Genomic DNA, 20,034 nt, shown 5'->3' on the forward strand with positions numbered 1-20,034 from the left:
TTGACCCTCGGGGAAAGGCTCGTGTCCCGCGTGGCGCACGCGCTGGAACACCACCCCCGCCAGGTCACGGCCGCCATCGCGACGATGCTGCTCACCGCCGGTGGCGGGGCATTCGCCGTCGCCTCGCTCGGCCCGGACCCGTCCCTGCTACCCGTTCGCGAGATTCTGGAGAACGTGCAGCCGCTGCCGCTGCAGGCCCAGAGCGAGGCGCTTGACGCGCACCGCTTCAGCCTGTTCACGACCGAAGCGGTGCGTCCCACCGACTCCGCCGAGTCCCTGCTCGCCCGCCTGGGCGTGAACGATCCGGCCGCAGCTGCTTTCCTGCGCCAGGATGCGCTGGCGCGCGCGCAGGTGCTGGGCGCCGCCGGCCGCACGGTCAACGTGGAAGCCACCGATGGCCACAACCTGCTGCGCCTGTCGGTGCGCTGGGCCGTGGACAACGCCAATTTCCGCCGCCTCGTGGTGGAACGCCAGGGCGATGGCCGGTTCGCGACCCGGGTCGAAACCGCGGCGCTGGTGCCTTCGCTGCGCATCGGCAGCGGCAGCATCCGCAGCTCGCTGTTCGCGGCGGTGGACGAAGCAGGCGTGCCGGACGCCGTCACCACCCAGCTGGTGGACATCTTCTCCGGCGACATCGACTTCCACCACCTGCGCGGCGGCGACCGCTTCGCCGTGGTGTACGAAACGCTCGAAGCCGACGGCGAGCCGATGCGCACCGGCCGCATCGTGTCGGCCCAGTTCGTCAATGCCGGCCGCACGCTCGAAGCCGTCTGGTTCGAGCAGCAGGCCGGCCAGCGCGGCGGCTACTACGATTTCCAGGGGCGTAGCCTGCAGCGCGCCTTCCTGGCCTCGCCCATGGAAGTGACCCGGATCACCAGCGGCTTTTCCATGCGCATGCACCCGATCCTCAACAGCTGGCGCGCCCACAAGGGCGTGGACTACGGTGCGCCCAGCGGCGCGCCGGTGCGCACCGTCGGCGACGGCCAGGTGGAATTCGCGGGGACCATGAGCGGCTACGGCAACGTCATCGAGATCGACCATGGCAAGGGCAACAGCACGCTGTACGCGCACCTCAGCCACATCGACGTCCGCAAGGGCCAGCGCGTGGAGCGCGGCCAGCGCATCGGTGCCGTGGGCTCCACGGGCTGGGCGACCGGCCCGCACCTGCACTTCGAGTTCAAGGAAAACGGCCAGCAGCGCGATCCGCTGGAAGTGGCGCGCCGCCAGGCGCCCGCCACCGAGCTGACCGCGCAGGCCCGGCCGCAGTTCGACCGCATCGCGCAATCCATGCGCACGCAGCTGGCCGTCGCCGCCTCGGCCAACCTGGTCGCCTCCGCCCGCTGACCCGCGGCGGGGCGCTAGGATGCGCCCCATGGAGCATTTCATCGGCCTGATGTCCGGCACCTCGATGGACGGGGTGGACGGCGTCCTGGCCGATTTCTCCGGCGGCGGCTTGCACGTGCTGGCCCACGCCGACGCGCCCCTCCCGGAACCCTTGCGTGCCGAACTGATGGCGCTGAACAGCGCCGGTCCCAACGAGCTGCACCACGCCTGGCTGGCCGGCAATGCGCTGATGCGGGTGTACGCGGACGTGGTGCGGCAACTGCTGGCGGCCTCGGGCCTGGGCGCCGACCGCATCTGCGCCATCGGCGCCCACGGGCAGACCGTGCGGCACCGGCCGCAGCAGTTCGACGGCACCGGCTACACGATCCAGCTCGCCCAACCGGCCCTGCTCGCCGAGCTCACGGGCATCCGGGTGGTGGCCGACTTCCGCAGCCGGGACGTGGCTGCGGGTGGCCAGGGGGCGCCCCTCGCGCCCTTCTTCCACCAAGCGCTGTTCGCGCGACCCGGCGAAACCGTCGGCGTGCTGAACATCGGCGGCATCTCGAATCTCACCCTGCTGCGTGCCGACGGCTCCATGGCCGGATTCGATTGCGGTCCGGGCAACGCCCTGATGGACGCCTGGTGCCTGCAGCACACCGGCCGGCCCTATGACGACGACGGCCGATGGGCCGCCGGCGGGCGCGTCGTACCGCAGTTGCTGTCCTCCTTGCTGGCGGAGCCCTATTTCCAGCAACCGCCGCCCAAGAGCACCGGGCGCGACCTGTTCAACCGGCCCTGGCTGGACGGCCACCTCGCCCGGCTGGGGCACGCCGCCCCGCAGGACGTCCAGGCCACGCTGACCGAACTCACGGCCTGCGCCTGCGCTGGCGACGTCGAGCGCCACACACCCGGGCTGCAGCGGCTGCTGGTGTGCGGCGGCGGGGCCCTTAACGGTCACCTCATGGGCCGGCTGCAGTCCCTGCTGCCTGCGGCGCGCGTGGCCTCCACGGCCGAGGCGGGCCTGCCGCCCCAGCAGGTGGAAGGCGCTGCCTTCGCCTGGCTGGCGATGAAGGCGGTGCGCGGCGAAAAACTGGCGCTGGAAAGCACCACGGGCGCCAGAGGCGCCCGCGTGTTGGGTGGGATCTATCCCGCTTAGGCGCTGAAGCTGGAGCCGCAGCCGCAGGTCGTGGTCGCGTTCGGGTTCTTGATGACGAACTGGGCGCCCTGCAGGTCTTCCTTGTAGTCGATCTCGGCGCCGACCAGGTACTGGTAGCTCATGGAGTCGATCAGCAGGGAAACACCGTTCTTCGTCATCACGGTGTCGTCATCGTTCGCGATCTCGTCGAACGTGAAACCGTACTGGAAGCCCGAGCAGCCGCCGCCCTGGACGAAGACGCGCAGCTTGAGATCCGGGTTGCCCTCTTCCGCGATGAGGTCGGCGACCTTGGCCGCCGCGCTGTCGGTGAACAGCAGCGGTGCAGGCATCTCGGCGGAAACGTTTTCGGCGACTGCGCTCATGGGACCTCTTTCGTCAATGCTGCCGGTGATGGTACGCGGCCTGCGACGACCCCGTCCATCAGGAGTTCTTTGTCGCCAGCTTGAGTAAGGGCTTTTCCTCCTCGCCGGCGGCACCCGTGACCAGCGGCCGCAACTGACCGGAGATGGTGGCGCCCTGGTGCATCTCAAGGGAGACATAGGACACGTCGCCCTCGATCTTGGCCTTGGGCTGCAATTCAAGCAGTTCGCGGGCGTGGACCGGGCCACGGACCGTGCCGTTGATGATCACGTGGTCGGCCTGGATCCCGCCCTGGACCACGGATGCTTCGGAAATGACCAGCAGGCTGCCGGCTTCCTCGGCCGTGGCCTGGATGTCACCGAAGACCTCGCCGTCGACCCGCAGGCCTTCGGTGAACTTCACGTTGCCTTCGATGCGCGTGCCCTGGGCGATCAGGCTCTTGATGGGCGGCTGGGCTTTCTTGCCAAACATGGATGCTCCTCAACGACAAGGATTTGACTTACAGGGAAACATTCTGCACCGCGCGGCTGGTCGAACCTTCGACCACCCGTGCGGATACGTTCTTTACAACGACCTGTGGCGGCAAGTCCACCATGCCCTCCACCCGGCGGTACTGCCGGAACTGCAGGGGCTGGCCGCCGCCCGGCAGCGGCATCGTCCAGGGCTTGCCGTCCTGCGTGCCGGACAGGCTCAGTTCCAGGCGGCCCTTGAATTCCGGGGCGTTCTTGACGGGCTGGATCACCAGCACCTGCCACTTCAGCTGGCTGCCCGCCACGACTTCGGCCTGCAGGCCGCGAATCGCCACGGCGCCCGTCCCGCTGGAGGGCGTGAGCTTTTCGAAGAACCCAAGGTCCTCGCGCAGCGAGCGGTTCTCGGCTTCCAGCGTGCGGACCTGCGCCGCCATCCGCTCCTGGGCGGCCCGCTCGACCGTGATCGCGCTGCCCGAGGTGTTCAGGATCGACTGGACCCGGTCGCGCTCGGCGCGCAATTTCGCCACATCGTCGCGCAGGCGGACCAGCTCTTCGCGGGAACTCGTGTCGACGCCGGCGATTTCCTTGCCCTTTTCGAAAGCCCAGAGGCTGATCGAGGCGCAGAAGCCGAGCACCACGGCCGCGGCCGCCCACTGGAAAGGCCAGGGCATGGCGCTGCGGACCTTCATCCTCGGCGCGCTGATCGTCAGCCGTCTCCTCAACAACTTGAAACGCATATGGATGAGGATGCTGCCCAAAGAAGAATGCCGCGACAAGTGCCGACTTGTGCGGCTTTGTGTCGGACGGGGGCGCAGGACGCGTCGGCCGGCGCCCGAGTCCGGGCCGGCCTGCACATGCGGGCCGCGCCCATGAAAAAAGCCCGGCAAGCCGGGCTTTCGGATGCAGCAGGAGACCCGCGGATCGCCGGAGCGACCTGGGGGCAACCGGGCTCAGCGCTTGGAGAACTGCTTGCGGCGGCGAGCGGAGTGCAGGCCGACCTTCTTGCGTTCCACTTCGCGGGCGTCGCGGGTCACGAAGCCGGCTGCGGACAGCTGGGGCTTGAGCGACGCGTCGTAGTCGATCAGCGCACGCGTGATGCCGTGGCGCACTGCGCCGGCCTGGCCGGATTCGCCGCCACCGTGCACGTTGCACTGGATGTCGAACGCTTCCGCGTTGCCGGTCAGCATCAGCGGCTGCTTGGCGATCATGATCGAGGTTTCGCGGCCGAAGAACTCCTGGATGTCCTTGCCGTTGACCGTGATCTTGCCGGAGCCCTTTTTCAGGAACACGCGGGCGACGCTGCTCTTGCGCCGGCCGGTGCCGTTGTTCCACTCACCAATCATTTGGACGCTCCAGGGATTTCCAGCGGCTTCGGTTGCTGGGCGGTATGCGGGTGCTCGGCGCCACCGTAGACCTTCAGCTTCTTGATCATGGCGTAGCCCAGAGGGCCCTTGGGCAGCATGCCCTTGACGGCCTTCTCGAGTGCGCGGCCGGGGTGCTTGGCCTGCATTTCCTTGAAGGTCTGCTGGCGGATGCCGCCAGGGTAGCCGGTGTGCCGGTAGTAGACCTTGTCGGTTTCCTTGTTGCCGGTGACACGCAGCTTGGATGCGTTGATGACGACGATGAAGTCGCCGGTGTCGACGTGAGGCGTGTAAATGGCCTTGTGCTTGCCGCGCAGACGGAGGGCAGCTTCGCTGGCTACCCGTCCGAGCACCTTGTCGGTGGCGTCAATCACAAACCACTCGTGCTTCACGTCAGCGGGCTTGGCGCTGACAGTGGTGGACATGAGATTTCCTGGTTTGGCGGGCCCTTTTCCACGGTCGGTTTCCCTCTGGCGGGGATCTCTTAGGTGGGATGTTCGGGCACGGACCCCTTGCGGAGAGCCGTTCCCTGGTTTCCGTCGCGGGGCCACAAAAGCGCTGCGGAACCCGGCATTATAGGCGGAAAGCTTTGCTGGGGTTCGCTGCGCTCACCGCCAGCCTGCGATCACCGCCAGCGCACGACGATCACGCCAGCCTGGCCCCTCCCTCCGGGCCTGCGAAATTCCCCCGGAGCCCGTCTCGTCCTGTAGGCTGGTGGTGAGCCGAAGGCGAACCCCAGCGACCGGCTACCATCCCGCCCCTATGTTCAGCTACCGCCACGGCTTCCATGCCGGCAGCCACGCCGACGTCCTCAAGCACATGGTGCTGATCGCGGTCGTCAAGCACCTCACGGCCAAGCCGACGGCCGTGACGGTGGTGGACACCCACGCCGGCGCCGGGCTGTACCGCCTGGACAGCGACTTCGCCGACACCTCCGGCGAGGCCCAGGACGGCATCCTGAAACTGCGGGCGAGCCCCCTGGCCGCCGAACCGCCGCCCCTGGTCGCGGACTACCTGGACCTGGTGGCCAGCTTCAACCCCTCCGGCAAGGGCAAGAGCCGGATCTACCCCGGCTCGCCCTTCGTCACCCAGGCGCTGCTGCGGCAGGAGCCGCGCGACAAGCTGTGGCTGTTCGAGATCCATCCCACCGACAGCAAGTCGCTGGCCGGCCACGTCGAGCAGCTGGAGGACCAGCGCCAGGTGGCGATCAAGCGCGAGGACGGCTTCGAAGGCCTGCGCGCCTTGCTGCCACCGCCGTCGCGCCGCGGGCTGGTGCTGATCGACCCGAGCTACGAGATCAAGACCGACTACGGGCGCGTCGCCTCCACGATCCAGGAGTCGCTGCGGAAATTCTCCACCGGCACCTACATGGTCTGGTACCCGGTGATCCCGCGGCCGGAGGCGCACGAACTGCCGCGGCGCCTGAAGACGCTGGCCAACCAGGCCGGCAAGCCCTGGCTGCATGCCACGCTGAACATCGGCCAGTCGCCGGCGCGCGCCAAGACGCACACGCCGGGCGAGCCCGCGCCCCGACCGGGCCTCACGGCCAGCGGGGTGTTCCTGGTGAATCCGCCGCACACGCTGAAGGCGGCGCTGCAGGAGGCCCTGCCCGCCGTGCTCGAGGTGCTGGGGCGCGGACGCGGCCAGGCGCAGGCGGTCGAGTCCGGCGGCTGAACGCCGGCCGTGCCGCCTCCGCGCCAGTACTGGTACTCGAAGCCCACCTTGAAGGTGTTGTCCTTGGTTTAGCCACGTGCACATGCACGGGCAACCAGGTGCAAAGGCCGTGCCCTGCCGCCGGCGCGCGCCCGCACCATCGCGGCGCACGCGAACAGTGGCGCTACTTGCCGCGGCCCAGGACCATCGTCCAGTAGGTGCCCCACTGGCTGCCCGGCCGGCCCACGCAGGCGACGGCGACTTCGTTGAACTGCGGGTTCATCATGTTCTGGCAGTGCGAAGGACTGTCGACCCAGCCCTGCACCGCGCCCGCCACGTTGCGGTCGCCGCCGGCGAGGTTCTCGCCCACCATCCGGGACTTGTAGCGGCTGGCGGCCGCGCGCTCGCTCACCGTGCGTCCTTCCGGGCTGCGGTGGTCGAAGTAGTTGCGCCGCGCCATGTCGCGCGAATGGCTCGCCGCGGCGGCCTGTAGCGCGCCGTTCCAGCGCAGCGGCGGCGCCGGCGGCATGCTGCGCCAGCCGCAGCGCTGCCCGGCGGCGCGCGCCGCGTTGATTCGGCGCAAAGCCTCGTCCACCGGCACGCTGCACTGGGTGGGCTGGCCGGCGATGACGGCGACGGTCGCGGACAGGCCCAGGAGCAGGAGCAGCGCGCGCTTCACCAGCTCCCCGCTTCCTGCGCCAGGTGGCCGCAAGCGCGCAGTGGGAGGGCCAGTCCCACACAGGTGGATACGTCTCGGTTCATGGCCACCAGCCTGCCATGCTTCACGGCCGGGTTGTGTCCGCCGGAAACGCAGCGACGACGCCCTTCCCCAGCCGCCGGGCTGGCGCATCGCAAGCTGTCACAAAGCTGCGCAGTGGATACAGGCCCCGCGCGGCGCGCGCGCCACACAATCGAGCGTGATGGAACTCCTGGAATCCCCATCCGAGCTGGCGACGGCGTTCGGTCGCAGCTGGGAGCTGCGCGCCCTGGGCCACAGCACCTTCTGCGATACCTGGCAGGCCAGCCAAGGGCGGCTCAAGCTGTTCGTGAAGAGCACCGACCGCGCCGGCGCCGGCATGCTGCGCGCCGAAGCGGATGGCCTGCGCGCGCTCGCCGCCACCGGGACCATCCGCGTGCCCGCGGTGCACGCGCTCGAGGACCTGCCCGGCGGCGGCGCCTCGCTGGCGCTGGAGTGGCTGGACTTCGCCTGCCCTGATGCGAAGTTCGGCGCACGGTTCGGACGCGCGCTCGCCCGCCTGCACATGCAGCGCTGCCCGATGGAACCCGAGAGCTTCGGCTGGCGCAGCGACAACTTCATCGGCGCCACGCCCCAGCGCAACACGCCACTGCAGCCGGCCTGCCAGATGGGATGGCTCATGTTCTTCGAGCGGGCGCGCCTGTGCGCCATGCGCGAGCGGCTGCCGGCGTCGGCCACGGAACTGCGCGAGGCGGTCGATGCCGTGGTCGAGGCGCTGCCCGGCGTGTTCGCCGACGGCTACGTGCCGCAGCCGGCGCTGATCCACGGCGACCTGTGGCAGGGCAACTGGGACATGCTGGAGGACGGCAGCCCGGTGATCTTCGATCCTGCGGTGTCCTGCTCCGACCCGCAAGCCGAGATCGCGATGATGGAATTGTTCGGCAGTCCGCCGCGCGGCTTCCAGCAAGCCTATGTGCACGAGGGCGGCAGCTGGCCGTCGCCGCAGCGCATGCAGCTGTACCAGCTCTACCACCTGCTCAACCACGTGGTGCTGTTCGGCGGCAGCTACGCGCAGCAGGCGCTGCGGGTCGCGCGCGCACTGGGCTGACCCCGGCGCGGAGGAGGCCCTCCGGTTTGGGGCATGATCCTCCCATGCAAGGAGCCAGCATGGAGCACCCCGATCCCGAAACCCCGGCCGCAACGGCCGAACCCCGCAACGCCTTCCTGGAAGAGAAGGCCTTCAAGTCCCGAACGGTGCTGCTGTTCGGCGCGATCACAGACCAGTCCGCCAGCGACATCGCGCGGCGCCTGGTGGCCCTGGACGCGGACTCCGCGGCGCCCATCGACATGCTGGTGAGCTCGCCCGGCGGCCACCTCGAATCGGGCGACGCCATCCACGACATCATCCGGTTCATCACCGCGCCGGTGAACATGATCGGCACCGGATGGGTGGGCAGCGCCGCCACGCACCTGTACCTGTCGGTGCCCAAGGAGCGCCGCTTCTGCACGCCCAACACGCGCTTCCTGATCCACCAGCCGTCCGGTGGCGCCGGCGGCCCCGCCAGCGACATCGCGATTCACGCGCAGGAGATCATCAAGGCGCGCGAACGCATCGCCCGCACGATTTCGCGCGAGACCGGCCGGCCCCTGGACGGCGTGCTGGAAGACATCGAGCGCGACCGCTGGCTGTCGGCCGAGGAAGCGATCGAATACGGCCTGGTCGGCCGCATCATCAACCACAAGACCGACCTCAAGAGGTGATTCACTCAAAAAAGTCGCAAGCGACTTTTTTGAGTGCCCGATCAGTGTGAGAAGGCCCGGCAAAGCCGGATCCTCCTCACAAGCGGGACCGCGCTCCACGCTGTTGCACGCGGTCCACGGACGGCGAGCAGGCTGGCCGGTGAGCGGCGCAGCACCCGTAGGCTGGGGTGAGCGCGAAGCCGAACCCCAGCGTCCCGGGCTCAAGCGCGCAGCGCCTCGCACAGCGCCAGCGTCGCCGGGGCCTGGTTCATCGTGTAGAAGTGGATGCCGGGCGCCCCGCCCTGCACCAGGCGCCGGCACAGGTCGGCCACCACGTCTTGCCCGAACGCCTTGATGGACTTCGTGTCGTCGCCGAAGCTTTGCAGGCGCAGGCGGATCCAGCGCGGCACTTCGGCGCCGGACGCATCCGAAAAACGCAGCAGCTGGCTCGAGTTGGTGATCGGCATGACGCCGGGCACCACGGGCACGGTCACGCCCAGCTTGCGTGCCTCGTCCACGAATCGAAAGTACGAGTCGGCGTTGTAGAAATATTGCGTGATCGCCGAGTTCGCGCCCGCGCGCACCTTGTGCACGAAGGCGTCCAGGTCGGACTGCGGCGATTTCGCCTGCGGGTGCACCTCGGGATAGCAGGCCACCTCGATGTGGAAGGCATCGCCCGTCTCCGCGCGGATGAACTCCACCAGCTCGCTCGCGTACTGGAACTCGCCGCCCATGCCGTAGCCGCTGGGCAGGTCGCCGCGCAGCGCCACCAGGCGCTTGACGCCCATGGTGCGCAACTGCGCGAGCTGGTCGCGCACGCGCGCGCGGGTCGCGCCGATGCAGGAGAAATGGCAGGCCGCCTCCACGCCTTCGGCGAGGATCTCGCCCACGGTCGTGAAGGTGCCCGTGTGGGTGGAGCCGCCGGCCCCGTAGGTGACCGAGCAGAACTCGGGCTTCAGTGCATAGAGCTGCTGGCGCGCGGCGCGCAGCTTTTCGCTGCCTTCCGCCGTCTTGGGCGGGAAGAATTCCAGGCTGATGGGAAGCATCAATGGCCTCGGTGTTGTGCGTGGAGGAAGAATTCGCGGTTGCCGTCGCCGCCCGCGATCGGGCTGTCGAACCAGCCGGTGACGGCCAGTCCCAGGGACGCACAGCACTCGCGCAGCCGCTGCTCCACCAGCAGGTACAGCGCGGGGTCGCGCACGACGCCGCCCTTGCCGACCTGCCCCGGCTGCAGCTCGAACTGCGGCTTGGCGAGCATCAGCAGGTGGCCGCCCGCCTTGAGCAGCGGCGCCAGCGCAGGTAGCACCAGCGTGAGCGAGATGAAGGACAGGTCGCCCGTGACCAGGTCGAAGTCGCCGCCGACCTGGGCGCGCGTGAGCTCGCGCGCGTTGAGTTTCTCGATCGCCGTCACGCGCGGGTCGCTGCGCAGCCGCGGATGCAGCTGGCCATGGCCGACGTCCACGCCGGTCACCCGCGCCGCTCCGTGCTGAAGCAGGCAGTCGGTGAAGCCGCCGGTGGACTGGCCCACGTCGAGGCAGTTCCAGCCGGTCACGTCCAGTGCGGTCGCGCGCAGCGCGCCTTCCAGCTTGAGCCCGCCGCGCGAGACATAGCGCGATTCGGCCGTGTCCAGCAGTTCGAGCTGCGCCGCTTCCGGCAGCTCGTCGCCGTTCTTGGCCACGCGCTTCCAGGTGGCGCCGTCGAACCACTGCACGCCGGATGCAATCAGCCGCTGCGCCTGCGAGCGCGAGGCGGCGAGTCCGCGTTCGACGAGGAGCTGGTCGGCGCGCATGGTGTTTCTTCTCCCTCCCCCTCCGGGGGAGGGCCGGGGTGGGGGCACGACGGCCGTAGCGCCCCTCACCCCAGCCCTCTCCCCGGAGGGGAGAGGGAGGAAGACATCAATACCGGTACGTATCGGGCTTGTACGGCCCGTTCTTGTCCACGCCGATGTAGCCGGCTTGCGCGTCGGTCAGCTCGGTGAGCTGCGCTCCCAGCTTGGACAGCTGCAGGCGCGCGACCTTCTCGTCCAGGTGCTTGGGCAGCACGTACACCTGGCCGACCTCGTAGGCCTTGGGCTTGGTGAACAGCTCGATCTGCGCCAGCGTCTGGTTGGCGAACGAGGAGGACATCACGTAGCTGGGGTGGCCGGTGCCGCAGCCCAGGTTCACCAGGCGTCCCTTGGCCAGCAGGATGATGCGCTTGCCGTCCGCGAAGATCACGTGGTCGACCTGCGGCTTGATCTCTTCCCACTGGCACTTCTGCTCGATGGTGGCGACGTCGATCTCGTTGTCGAAGTGGCCGATGTTGCAGACGATCGCCTGGTCCTTCATCTTCGCCATGTGGGCGTAGGTGATGACGTCGCGGTTGCCGGTGGCGGTCACGAAGATGTCGGCCTTGTCGGCGGCGTAGTCCATCGTCACGACGCGGTAGCCTTCCATGGCGGCCTGCAGGGCGTTGATCGGGTCGATCTCGGTCACCCACACCTGCGCCGACAGCGCGCGCAGCGCCTGGGCGGAGCCCTTGCCCACGTCGCCGTAGCCGGCGACCAGGGCGACCTTGCCGGCGACCATCACGTCGGTGGCGCGCTTGATGCCGTCGACCAGCGACTCGCGGCAGCCGTACAGGTTGTCGAACTTGCTCTTGGTCACCGAGTCGTTGACGTTGATGGCGCGGAACTTCAGCAGCCCCTTGTTGGCCATGTCCTGCAGGCGGTGCACGCCGGTGGTGGTCTCCTCGGTCACGCCGATGATCTGGGCGGCCTTGCGGCTGTACCAGGTCGGGTCTTCCGCCAGCTTCTTGCGGATGGCGGCGTGCAGGATGCGCTCTTCCTCGGAGGAGTGCGTGTCGATCAGCGACAGGTCCTTCTCGCAGCGCTGGCCCAGGTGCATCAGCAGCGTGGCGTCACCGCCGTCGTCCAGGATCATGTTGGGGCCTTCGCCCTCGCTGCCCTTGGGCGCGAAGTCGAAGATGCGGTGCGTGTAGTCCCAGTAGTCTTCCAGCGTCTCGCCCTTGACGGCGAACACCGGCGTGCCGCCCGCGGCGATCGCGGCGGCGGCGTGGTCCTGGGTGGAGAAGATGTTGCAGGAGGCCCAGCGCACGGTGGCGCCCAGCGCCTGCAGCGTCTCGATCAGCACGGCGGTCTGGATCGTCATGTGCAGGCTGCCCGTGATGCGGGCGCCCTTGAGCGGCTGGGCCTTGGCGAATTCCGAGCGAATGGCCATCAGGCCGGGCATCTCGGTTTCGGCGATGCGGATTTCCTTGCGGCCCCAGTCGGCGAGCGACAGGTCGGCGATGGCGCAGTCCTTGGTGGGGACGGGCTTGAGAACGGCGTTCATGGTGGCTCCAGAAGCAGAAGTTTCGGATCAACCACTGCCGGTGAAGCGGGCTCACCACACCGGACAGTGGGTGAGCGTCGTTGCGTAGGTTCCGAGCCTCACGCCTGTGCGGCGCTGCAACGCTCCTCGGATAGGGCCGAATTATAGCGGCGGCCCGAAAATTGGAATGACAGGCTTCGGCGAGCCCGGCTTTTGATGGCACCATCCGTGCCTGCCGAGCAAGCCGCTCGGAGGAGTGGCGACCAACCACCGCCAGGGGACGGCATGAATAAAAAAGGCCTCTCGGAAAGCGACATCTGCGACAAGTTCATCCGGCCGGCCATGGAGGCGGCCGGCTGGGACGGCATGGTGCAGATCTATCGCGAATACCCGTTGCGGGCAGGCCGGGTCGTCGTGCGGGGCCGCCAGGCCCGGCGCGACGCATCGACCGTGCTGCGTGCCGACTATGCCCTCTTCTTCAAGTCCAACATTCCCCTGGCCGTGCTCGAAGCCAAGGACAACAACCACGCGGTAGGCGCCGGCATGGCCCAGGCGGTCCAGTACGCGACGCTGCTCGACGTGCCATTCAGCTTCACGAGCAACGGCGACGGCTTCGTCTTTCGCGACGCCACGCTGGCCGACGGCGTCCTGGAACGCAACCTGACGCTGGAGGAATTTCCGTCCCCCACGGAGCTGTGGGCGCGGTACTGCGCCTGGAAGGGCTGGTCGCCCGAGGTCCGCCAGGTCACCGAGTGGGACTACGCACCGAGCAAGACGCCGCGCTACTACCAGCTCAATGCCATCAACCGCACCGTGGAAGCCATCGCAGCCGGACGCAACCGAGCGTTGCTGGTCATGGCGACCGGCACAGGCAAGACCTACACGGCGTTCCAGATCATCTGGCGCCTGTGGAAGAGCGGCGCGAAGAAACGCATCCTGTTCCTGGCCGATCGCAACATCCTGATCGACCAGACCATGGTCAACGACTTCCGTCCCTTCAAGGGGGCCATGGCCAAACTGAGCCCGCACGCCAAGGGAGTGGAAGTCATCGACGCGCAGGGTCGCAGCACAATTGAAGACGTTCCCCTGGCCGTCAGCAAGTCCAGGCAAGTCAACAAGGCCTATGAGATCTACCTGTCTCTCTACCAGGCGGTTTCCGGCACGGACGAAGAGCGCAACATCTACAAGCAGTTCTCGCCAGATTTCTTCGACCTGGTGGTGGTGGACGAGTGCCACCGCGGCAGCGCCGATGAGAATTCGGCGTGGCGCGAGATCCTGACTTACTTCGGCGCAGCCAGCCAGATCGGCCTGACTGCCACCCCCAAGGAATCCGCCGACGTCTCCAACATCGACTACTTCGGAAAGCCCGTCTACACATACAGCCTGCGCCAGGGGATCGAGGACGGCTATCTCGCTCCGTACAAGGTCATCCGCATCGACCTGGACAAGGACGCATTCGGCTGGCGCCCCACGGAGGGGATGACGGACAAGCTGGGCAATGTGATCGAGGACCGCGTCTACACCGGCGTCGACATGAACCGCAAGCTGGTTCTGGAACGGCGCGACGAACTGGTGGCCGCCAAGATCACGGAGTACCTAAAGGCGACCAACCGCTACGACAAGACCATCGTCTTCTGCGAGGACATCGACCACGCCGCGCGCATGCGGCAGGCCCTCAGCAACGCCAACGCCGACATCTGCCAGACCCAGCCACAGTACGTGGTGCAAATCACGGGCGACAACCAGGAAGGCAAGCGCGCGCTCGACAACTTCATCGACCCGGAGAAGACCTTTCCGGTGATTGCCACGACCTCCAAGCTCATGAGCACCGGCGTGGACGCCCAGACCTGCAAGCTGATCGTGCTGGACCAGAACATCCGATCGATGACGCTCTTCAAGCAGATCATCGGCCGCGGTACGCGCCTGCGCGAGGACCTGGGCAAGAGCTGGTTCACCATCATGGACTTCAAGCGGGCCACCGAGTTGTTCGCCGACCCCGCTTTCGATGGCGATCCCGTGCAGATCTACGAGCCAGCTCCGGACCAGCCGGTGAATCCGCCTGAGGAACCGCAGAACGAGGGCAAGCCGGGGGAGCAGCAACCTCCTCCGCTACCGGGTCCGCACGCCGGCCCGCCTGGCTTCGACGATCAAGCACCGAAGCGTTACATCGTCGGCGGCATGGTCACAGTCACCGTCGCACGCGAGCGTGTGCAGTACCTGAATGCCGAAGGCAAGCTGGTCACCGAAAGCCTGCGCGACTACACGCGCATCCACCTGAAGAAGGCCTACGCCTCCCTCGACCAGTTCCTGCAGGCCTGGAACGCCGCCGAGCGCAAGGCCGTGCTGATCGAGGAACTGGAACGCCAGGGCGTCTTCCTCGATGCGCTCGCCGAAGAAGTGGGCAAGGACCTGGATCCCTTCGACCTGCTGCTGCACGTGGCTTACGACAAGCCGCCACTCACCCGGCGCGAGCGAGCGCGAAGGGTGCGCCAACGCAATGTCTTCGACACCTACGGACCCGAGGCCCGCAAGGTACTGGAAGCACTGCTGGACAAGTATGCAGACGAAGGCATTGCCACCATCGAAAGCAACGAGGTGCTGCGCGTGCAGCCCCTCTCCACGCTGGGCAGCCCGGTCGAACTGATTCGCAGTTTCGGCGGCCGCCCGCAATACCTGCAAGCCCTGGCCACCCTGGAACGCGAGCTCTACTCGCCGGGTCCTGGCTGACGCATCACCGAAGAAGCCATGTCGAATCTCACCCCCGTCATCAAGTCCATCCAGGACGTCATGCGCCAGGACGCCGGCATCAACGGCGACGCCCAGCGCATCGAGCAGATGGTCTGGCTGTTGTTCCTGAAGGTCTTCGACGCCCTGGAAGAAGAGCTCGAAGTCACGCGCGACGACTACAAGAGCCCGATTCCCGAGCACCTGCGTTGGCGCAACTGGGCGGCCAACCCGGAAGGCATCACCGGCGACACCCTGCTGGACTTCGTCAACGGGACACTCTTCCCGAAGCTCAAGAGCCTGCCCGCCGACCCGGTTCGCAACCCGCGTGGCTGGGTGGTTCGCGGCGTGTTCGAGGATGCCAACAACTTCATGAAGAGCGGCCAGCTGCTGCGGCAGGTGATCAACAAGCTGGCCGGCATCGACTTCAACCGCCAGAGCGAGCGGCATCAGTTCAACGACCTCTACGAAAAGATCCTGCGTGATCTTCAAAGCGCTGGGAACGCCGGCGAGTTCTACACGCCTCGCGCCGTCACCCAGTTCATGGTGGACCAGGTGAACCCTCGCCTGGGGGAACGCGTGCTGGACCCCGCCACCGGAACCGGCGGCTTCCTGGTCTGCGCGATCGAGCACCTGCGCAGCCAGGTAAAGAACCACGATCAGGAGACCCTGCTGCAACGCAGTGTCGCGGGCGTCGAGAAGAAGCAGCTGCCGCACCTGCTGTGCGTCACCAACCTGATGCTGCACGGCATCGAAGTTCCGTCCAACGTGCGGCACGACAACACTCTGGCGCGGCCGCTGCGCGACTACACGAACGCGGATCGGGTGGACGTGGTGCTCACCAACCCTCCGTTCGGCGGCATCGAGGAGCCCGGGATTGAGTCGGGCTTTCCCGCTGACGTGCGCACCAAGGAGACGGCCGACTTGTTCCTGGTGCTGATCAAGCACATCCTCAAGCCGGGCGGCCGCGCCGCCTTGGTGCTGCCCGATGGAACGCTGTTCGGCGAAGGCGTGAAGACGCGCATCAAGCAGCAACTGCTGGAGGAGTGCGACCTGCACACCATCGTGCGGCTGCCAAACGGCGTGTTCGCGCCCTACACCGGCATCAAGACCAACCTGCTGTTCTTCACCAAGGGACGGCCGACCCGCGAGGTTTGGTACTACGAGCACCCGTACCCGCAGGGTGCCAAGAGCTACAACAAGACCAAGCCGATCCGGATCGAAGAGTTCGAGGCTGAGAAGGCTTGGTGGGGCAGCGAGGCGGACAGTTTTGCGGCGCGGGTGGAGAACGAGCGGGCTTGGAAGGTCGATATCGACGCCCTACGGGCGGCGAACTGGAACTTGGATCAGAAGAACCCGCACGCGGCGGAGACCGAGAGCCACGATCCGGATGAATTGCTGCGCGAGTACACGAAGCTGCAAGCCGAGGCGCGGGGGCTGCGCGAGCAGCTGAAGGCAGTGCTGGCCGAGTCGCTGGGAACACAGGGGTGAGTGCAGTGCTGAAGGTGCGCGAGGCAGGCACGCGCTATCTCGATGGCCTGCAGCCAACGGTCGTTCAGCAGTTTGAGTTGCTGGCGACGGCGCGGCATGGCGTTTCGAAGCTGCGTGAGTTGATTCTGGCGCTGGCGATCAGCGGCAAGCTCGTTCCGCAGGTAATCAGCAATGAGTCTGCCGATCTACTGCTAGAGAGAATTCGAGGCGAGAAGGAACGGCTGGCCAGCAACGGAGCACGTCGACGGAACATGACCTCCGTACCCGTCGAAGAACAGGAGGGTCCTTACGAGCTTCCCGCAGGCTGGCGTTGGACTTCACTAGCGTCGATCGGGCTGATCAATCCGAGGACAGAAGCGCCGGATGATGCGACGGCGTCCTTCGTGCAAATGAGCTCGATTCCTGTGGGCTACATGGAATCTCACGCTGTTGAGCCTCGGCTGTGGCGCGATATCAAGTCAGGTTTCGTGCAATTCGCCGAAGGAGATGTAGGCGTTGCAAAGATTACGCCGTGCTTCGAGAACGGCAAGTCAACGGTTTTCGCGAACCTGAGCAACGGCATCGGAGCGGGAACGACCGAGCTGCACGTCGTACGGCCTCTCGGCGGTGTAGTTTCCAAGTACGTTCTGGTGTTCCTGAAAAGTCCCGCCTTCTTGGTAGAAGGTGAGGCGCTAATGACCGGCTCGGCCGGTCAGAAGCGGTTGCCTCGCAGCTACTTCGAGAGCCGTCCGTTTCCTCTTCCACCCCTGGCCGAGCAAGCCCGCATCGTCGCCCGCGTCGATGAACTGATGCGTCTGTGCGATGCGCTCGAATCCAAGGGCCGGCTCGAAGCGGAGCAGCACGCCCGCCTGCTTGCCACCCTGCTGGGCACGCTGACCGAAAGCCGCTCGCCGGAAGAACTGGCCGCGAGCTGGCAACGCGTTGCCGCCCACTTCGACCTGCTGCTCGATCGGCGTGAGGCGGTGGACGCGCTGGAACAGGCTGTTCTGCTATTGGCGATGCGCGGGCTACTTGCGGCCCAAAACCCGACCGACGAGCCCGCGGCTGTTTGCCTCCAGCGCATCCAGAATAATCGGAAGAGTGAGAAACGGCCTGCCGTGGCAGGCCAGGCCAAGCCGCGGACCAATGCTGAGGATGGGGGGGCATCGTATGAACTTCCCGCGGGTTGGGAGTGGGCGCGCATAGGCGAGATCTCTCAAAGTCGACTTGGCAAGATGCTCGACAAAGCAAAGAACCGAGGACAGGCGTATCCGTATCTCCGCAACACTAACGTTCAGTGGGGACGGTTCGATATTGACGATATCAAACTGATAAGACTGGAAGATCAGGAGCTTAGGGAGTACAGAGTCCAGCCCGAAGACCTGCTTGTGTGTGAAGGCGGAGAGCCTGGACGATGCGCCGTCTGGGTTGACCAGAGCCGGGAAATGTACTTTCAGAAGGCTCTGCATCGGGTTAGGCCGGAGGGAGGTATATCGTCTCGATTCCTAGCTCTGTGTCTGGAGGCGGATGCCAGATCGGGATGGCTGTCCCAGTTCTTCACAGGAGCGACCATCAAGCACTTTGTTGGGAAGGAACTTGATAGGTACGTTGTGCCGCTACCTCCCGTTGCTGAACAATCGCGCATCGTCGCCCGCGTCGACCAACTCCGCCGCCTCTGCACAGACCTCCGGGAAAAGCTCACCGCCGTCCGAGCAGTGCAATCACGGATTGCTCAGGCCCTCGCACAAGAGGCCGTCCAACCTCGAACCTGATCGATCGCTACTGCGTCGGAAACCAAATCTCCACGCGCCCTGCCGCAGTGGCGCCCGCTGCTGACCCAGCACGCCTTTGATCCGATGCAGCGTGTGCACGAAGTTGTGCGCCACTACCGCTGTCGGCACCTTGCCGACCACCACGAGCAGCTGCACCGTGAAGCGGACCAAGGCGGCCAGCTAGTTCGGTACGCAGCGGATCGGCTGTTGTGGGTGATCGCCACCAGGCCGTTCGTGCCGCAGTGTTTCAGGCCACTGCTCGTCGCTGCCGTCCGGCGGGGCTCCGGCCGATCGTGCCCATGGCCACCGACGCGAAAGGGTACAAACGGGCATGGCCTCCACCGCACTTCCCGTCCCGCCCATCGAGCCGATGCTCGCCAAGATCGCCGAGGCCCTGCCGGACGGACCCGGCTTCCTGTTCGAACCCAAGTGGGACGGCTTTCGCGCCCTGGTGTTCCGCGGCGCCGAGCAGACCTACCTGCAGAGCCGCGACCTGCGGCCGCTCAACCGCTACTTCCCCGAGCTGGAAAAGGCACTGCACGAGGCCCTGCCCAAGGGCTGCGTGCTGGACGGCGAGATCGTGGTCGCCGGTGCCAGGGGCCTGGACTTCGACGCCCTGCAGCAGCGCATCCACCCCGCGCCTTCCCGCGTCGCCCGGCTGGCCAAGGAGACGCCTGCCGGCTTCGTCGCCTTCGACCTGCTCGCGGCCGGCGGCAAGTCCACCATGGAGCTTGCGCAGTCGGAGCGCCGCCTGCGCCTGGAGCGCCTGCTGGGCAAGGTCAAAGCGCCGCTGTACCTGACCCCCGTCACGCGCGACCGCGCGCAAGCACAGGAGTGGCTCGCGAAATTCGAGGGCGCCGGCCTGGACGGCGTGATCGCCAAGCTGGAATCCGCCACCTACCAGCCGGGCAAGCGCGCGATGCTCAAGATCAAGCACGTGCGCAGCGCCGACTGCGTGGTCGCGGGCTTCCGTTGGTACAAGGAGCGCGACGACGCGGTCGGTTCGCTCCTGCTGGGCCTGTACGACGACGCCGGCGTGCTGCACCACGTGGGCGTCACGTCCGCGTTCACGATGGCCGTGCGCGAAGAGCTCGCGAAGGAACTCGCGCCGCTGCGCACCGGGGTCGAGCAGCATCCCTGGCGCGAGTGGGCGGGGGCTGCCGTGGGCGATGCCCAGCGCATGCCGGGCGCGCAAAGTCGCTGGAGCGGCGGCAAGGACCTGAGCTGGGAGCCGCTGCGGCCCGAGCGCGTGTGCGAGGTCAAGTACGACCACCTGCAGGGCGATCGCTTCCGGCACGCCGCGGTGTTCCTGCGCTGGCGGCCGGACAAGCCGGCGCAGGAGTGCCGCTACGACCAGCTGGAGGTGACGACGCCGTTCGAGCTGGCGAAGGTGTTCGGCGCCTAGGCTTGGCGCCGGAAACAATCCGTCGCGTGGTCGTTCACGATGCCCACGGCCTGCATCCAGGCATAGACGATCACCGGGCCGACGAACTTGAAGCCCCGGCGCTTGAGTTCGCGGGAAATCTCCTCCGACTTCGCCGTGCTCGCCGGCACCGTGCGGCCGTCGCCGCGCAAGGTCTTGCCACCGGTGAAGGACCAGCAGAACGCGGCGAAGTCCTCCCCCCGCGCGGCCATGTCGCCGTAAATCTTCGCGGCCGCGATGGTCGCCTCGATCTTGGCGCGCGAACGGATGATGCCGGGATCGGCCAGCAGGCGCTCCACCTCGCGCGGGCCGAACCGTGCGACACGGGCCGGATCGAAGCCGGCGAAGGCCTTGCGGAACGCCTCGCGCTTGTGCAGTACCGTGCGCCAGGACAGCCCCGCCTGGAACCCCTCCAGCACCAGCATCTCCCACAGCATGCGCGCATCGCGCTGCGGCACGCCCCATTCCTCGTCGTGGTACTGCTGCATCAAGGGATCGTCGCCGGCCCAGCCGCAGCGGTGCAGTTCGTGGTGGCTCATGGGGCTATCGTAGGCTGGTGGTGACGCAGGAACCC

The 20,034-nt window shown here is 67.1% G+C and carries 19 protein-coding genes and 1 riboswitch; of the genes, 9 read left to right on the top strand and 10 right to left on the bottom strand.

All coding sequences use genetic code 11. The annotated features are described in order from the left end of the window. Positions 1-21 precede the first annotated feature (21 nt). Positions 22-1,344 carry a M23 family metallopeptidase gene (locus tag AC1DSA_RS00825; RefSeq protein ID WP_477885079.1) on the top strand — a complete coding sequence of 441 codons (1,323 nt, stop codon included), beginning with the start codon at positions 22-24 and terminating at the stop codon, positions 1,342-1,344. Positions 1,345-1,372: 28 nt separating this feature from the next. Beyond that, positions 1,373-2,479: an anhydro-N-acetylmuramic acid kinase gene (locus AC1DSA_RS00830; RefSeq protein WP_477885081.1), complete on the top strand. Its 1,107-nt coding sequence runs from the start codon at positions 1,373-1,375 to the stop codon at positions 2,477-2,479. On the opposite strand, the gene erpA is transcribed toward AC1DSA_RS00830, so the two are convergent. The 5 genes from erpA to rplM all read right to left on the bottom strand — a co-directional run bounded on the left by erpA (position 2,476) and on the right by rplM (position 5,095). Next, the gene (gene erpA / locus AC1DSA_RS00835; protein ID WP_477885083.1) at positions 2,476-2,841 is read right to left on the bottom strand and encodes an iron-sulfur cluster insertion protein ErpA; all 366 of its coding nucleotides are present in this window, start codon (positions 2,839-2,841) and stop codon (positions 2,476-2,478) included. The genes AC1DSA_RS00830 and erpA overlap by 4 nt on opposite strands. A 58-nt stretch (positions 2,842-2,899) precedes the next feature. After that, positions 2,900-3,310, bottom strand: a complete 411-nt coding sequence (locus AC1DSA_RS00840; protein WP_477885084.1) for a bactofilin family protein — start codon at positions 3,308-3,310, stop codon at positions 2,900-2,902. A 28-nt stretch (positions 3,311-3,338) separates the two neighbouring features. Further along, positions 3,339-4,046 (bottom strand): DUF6776 family protein, encoded by a 708-nt coding sequence (locus AC1DSA_RS00845; protein ID WP_477885942.1) that lies wholly within the window; start codon positions 4,044-4,046, stop codon positions 3,339-3,341. 213 nt (positions 4,047-4,259) lie between these two features. Then, a complete protein-coding gene (gene rpsI / locus AC1DSA_RS00850) occupies positions 4,260-4,652 on the bottom strand; it encodes a 30S ribosomal protein S9 (RefSeq protein ID WP_477885086.1) in 393 nt (130 codons plus the stop codon). Continuing rightward, the gene (gene rplM, locus AC1DSA_RS00855; protein WP_477885088.1) at positions 4,649-5,095 is read right to left on the bottom strand and encodes a 50S ribosomal protein L13; all 447 of its coding nucleotides are present in this window, start codon (positions 5,093-5,095) and stop codon (positions 4,649-4,651) included. Before rplM ends, rpsI begins: the two co-directional genes overlap by 4 nt. 337 nt (positions 5,096-5,432) lie before the next feature. On the opposite strand from rplM, the gene AC1DSA_RS00860 reads away from it, so the two are divergent. Next, a complete protein-coding gene (locus AC1DSA_RS00860) occupies positions 5,433-6,344 on the top strand; it encodes a 23S rRNA (adenine(2030)-N(6))-methyltransferase RlmJ (RefSeq protein ID WP_477885090.1) in 912 nt (303 codons plus the stop codon). Between the two features lie 163 nt (positions 6,345-6,507). On the opposite strand, the gene AC1DSA_RS00865 is transcribed toward AC1DSA_RS00860, so the two are convergent. Beyond that, positions 6,508-7,002 carry a CAP domain-containing protein gene (locus AC1DSA_RS00865; protein WP_477885092.1) on the bottom strand — a complete coding sequence of 165 codons (495 nt, stop codon included), beginning with the start codon at positions 7,000-7,002 and terminating at the stop codon, positions 6,508-6,510. A gap of 241 nt (positions 7,003-7,243) precedes the next feature. On the opposite strand from AC1DSA_RS00865, the gene AC1DSA_RS00870 reads away from it, so the two are divergent. Together AC1DSA_RS00870 and AC1DSA_RS00875 are read left to right on the top strand one after the other, a co-directional pair. After that, entirely contained in the window at positions 7,244-8,128 is an 885-nt protein-coding gene (locus tag AC1DSA_RS00870) for a fructosamine kinase family protein (protein WP_477885094.1), read from the top strand. Positions 8,129-8,187: 59 nt separating this feature from the next. Further along, positions 8,188-8,781, top strand: a complete 594-nt coding sequence (locus AC1DSA_RS00875) for an ATP-dependent Clp protease proteolytic subunit (RefSeq protein ID WP_477885944.1) — start codon at positions 8,188-8,190, stop codon at positions 8,779-8,781. A gap of 200 nt (positions 8,782-8,981) precedes the next feature. Here the strand turns inward: AC1DSA_RS00875 and metF are convergent, their stop codons facing one another. From metF to ahcY, 3 genes are all read right to left on the bottom strand, one after another. Continuing rightward, complete coding sequence (gene metF / locus AC1DSA_RS00880; protein WP_477885096.1) at positions 8,982-9,809, bottom strand: methylenetetrahydrofolate reductase [NAD(P)H]; 828 nt, start codon at positions 9,807-9,809, stop codon at positions 8,982-8,984. Beyond that, positions 9,806-10,549, bottom strand: a complete 744-nt coding sequence (locus AC1DSA_RS00885; protein WP_477885098.1) for a TlyA family RNA methyltransferase — start codon at positions 10,547-10,549, stop codon at positions 9,806-9,808. Before AC1DSA_RS00885 ends, metF begins: the two co-directional genes overlap by 4 nt. Positions 10,550-10,655: 106 nt before the next feature. After that, entirely contained in the window at positions 10,656-12,092 is a 1,437-nt protein-coding gene (gene ahcY, locus AC1DSA_RS00890) for an adenosylhomocysteinase (RefSeq protein WP_477885100.1), read from the bottom strand. 65 nt (positions 12,093-12,157) lie between these two features. Next, positions 12,158-12,226, bottom strand: a riboswitch (S-adenosyl-L-homocysteine riboswitch). A gap of 130 nt (positions 12,227-12,356) precedes the next feature. Here ahcY and hsdR point away from each other — a divergent pair. The 4 genes from hsdR to AC1DSA_RS00910 all read left to right on the top strand — a co-directional run bounded on the left by hsdR (position 12,357) and on the right by AC1DSA_RS00910 (position 19,442). Then, positions 12,357-14,798: an EcoAI/FtnUII family type I restriction enzme subunit R gene (gene hsdR, locus AC1DSA_RS00895; RefSeq protein ID WP_477885102.1), complete on the top strand. Its 2,442-nt coding sequence runs from the start codon at positions 12,357-12,359 to the stop codon at positions 14,796-14,798. Positions 14,799-14,816: 18 nt separating this feature from the next. Then, the gene (locus AC1DSA_RS00900) at positions 14,817-16,286 is read left to right on the top strand and encodes a type I restriction-modification system subunit M (protein WP_477885104.1); all 1,470 of its coding nucleotides are present in this window, start codon (positions 14,817-14,819) and stop codon (positions 16,284-16,286) included. Then, a complete protein-coding gene (locus AC1DSA_RS00905) occupies positions 16,283-18,037 on the top strand; it encodes a restriction endonuclease subunit S (RefSeq protein WP_477885106.1) in 1,755 nt (584 codons plus the stop codon). The genes AC1DSA_RS00900 and AC1DSA_RS00905 overlap by 4 nt, the downstream gene beginning before the upstream one ends. A gap of 331 nt (positions 18,038-18,368) precedes the next feature. Then, a complete protein-coding gene (locus tag AC1DSA_RS00910) occupies positions 18,369-19,442 on the top strand; it encodes an ATP-dependent DNA ligase (protein ID WP_477885108.1) in 1,074 nt (357 codons plus the stop codon). On the opposite strand, the gene AC1DSA_RS00915 is transcribed toward AC1DSA_RS00910, so the two are convergent. Next, entirely contained in the window at positions 19,439-19,999 is a 561-nt protein-coding gene (locus AC1DSA_RS00915; RefSeq protein WP_477885110.1) for a DNA-3-methyladenine glycosylase I, read from the bottom strand. The genes AC1DSA_RS00910 and AC1DSA_RS00915 overlap by 4 nt on opposite strands. Positions 20,000-20,034: the final 35 nt, after the last annotated feature.

The organism is Ramlibacter sp. P4_H7, assembly GCF_056400765.1.

Excerpts from the sequence above, each read along its gene's own strand:
- AC1DSA_RS00910 (WP_477885108.1), top strand. The coding sequence starts at position 18,369 with ATGGCCTCCACCGCACTTCCCGTCCCGCCCATCGAGCCGATGCTCGCC.
- AC1DSA_RS00830 (WP_477885081.1), top strand. The coding sequence starts at position 1,373 with ATGGAGCATTTCATCGGCCTGATGTCCGGCACCTCGATGGACGGGGTG.
- hsdR (WP_477885102.1), top strand. The coding sequence starts at position 12,357 with ATGAATAAAAAAGGCCTCTCGGAAAGCGACATCTGCGACAAGTTCATC.
- AC1DSA_RS00885 (WP_477885098.1), bottom strand. The coding sequence starts at position 10,549 with ATGCGCGCCGACCAGCTCCTCGTCGAACGCGGACTCGCCGCCTCGCGC.
- ahcY (WP_477885100.1), bottom strand. The coding sequence starts at position 12,092 with ATGAACGCCGTTCTCAAGCCCGTCCCCACCAAGGACTGCGCCATCGCC.
- AC1DSA_RS00915 (WP_477885110.1), bottom strand. The coding sequence starts at position 19,999 with ATGAGCCACCACGAACTGCACCGCTGCGGCTGGGCCGGCGACGATCCC.
- AC1DSA_RS00840 (WP_477885084.1), bottom strand. The coding sequence starts at position 3,310 with ATGTTTGGCAAGAAAGCCCAGCCGCCCATCAAGAGCCTGATCGCCCAG.
- AC1DSA_RS00845 (WP_477885942.1), bottom strand. The coding sequence starts at position 4,046 with ATGCGTTTCAAGTTGTTGAGGAGACGGCTGACGATCAGCGCGCCGAGG.
- AC1DSA_RS00875 (WP_477885944.1), top strand. The coding sequence starts at position 8,188 with ATGGAGCACCCCGATCCCGAAACCCCGGCCGCAACGGCCGAACCCCGC.
- erpA (WP_477885083.1), bottom strand. The coding sequence starts at position 2,841 with ATGAGCGCAGTCGCCGAAAACGTTTCCGCCGAGATGCCTGCACCGCTG.
- AC1DSA_RS00860 (WP_477885090.1), top strand. The coding sequence starts at position 5,433 with ATGTTCAGCTACCGCCACGGCTTCCATGCCGGCAGCCACGCCGACGTC.
- AC1DSA_RS00870 (WP_477885094.1), top strand. The coding sequence starts at position 7,244 with ATGGAACTCCTGGAATCCCCATCCGAGCTGGCGACGGCGTTCGGTCGC.
- rpsI (WP_477885086.1), bottom strand. The coding sequence starts at position 4,652 with ATGATTGGTGAGTGGAACAACGGCACCGGCCGGCGCAAGAGCAGCGTC.
- rplM (WP_477885088.1), bottom strand. The coding sequence starts at position 5,095 with ATGTCCACCACTGTCAGCGCCAAGCCCGCTGACGTGAAGCACGAGTGG.
- AC1DSA_RS00900 (WP_477885104.1), top strand. The coding sequence starts at position 14,817 with ATGTCGAATCTCACCCCCGTCATCAAGTCCATCCAGGACGTCATGCGC.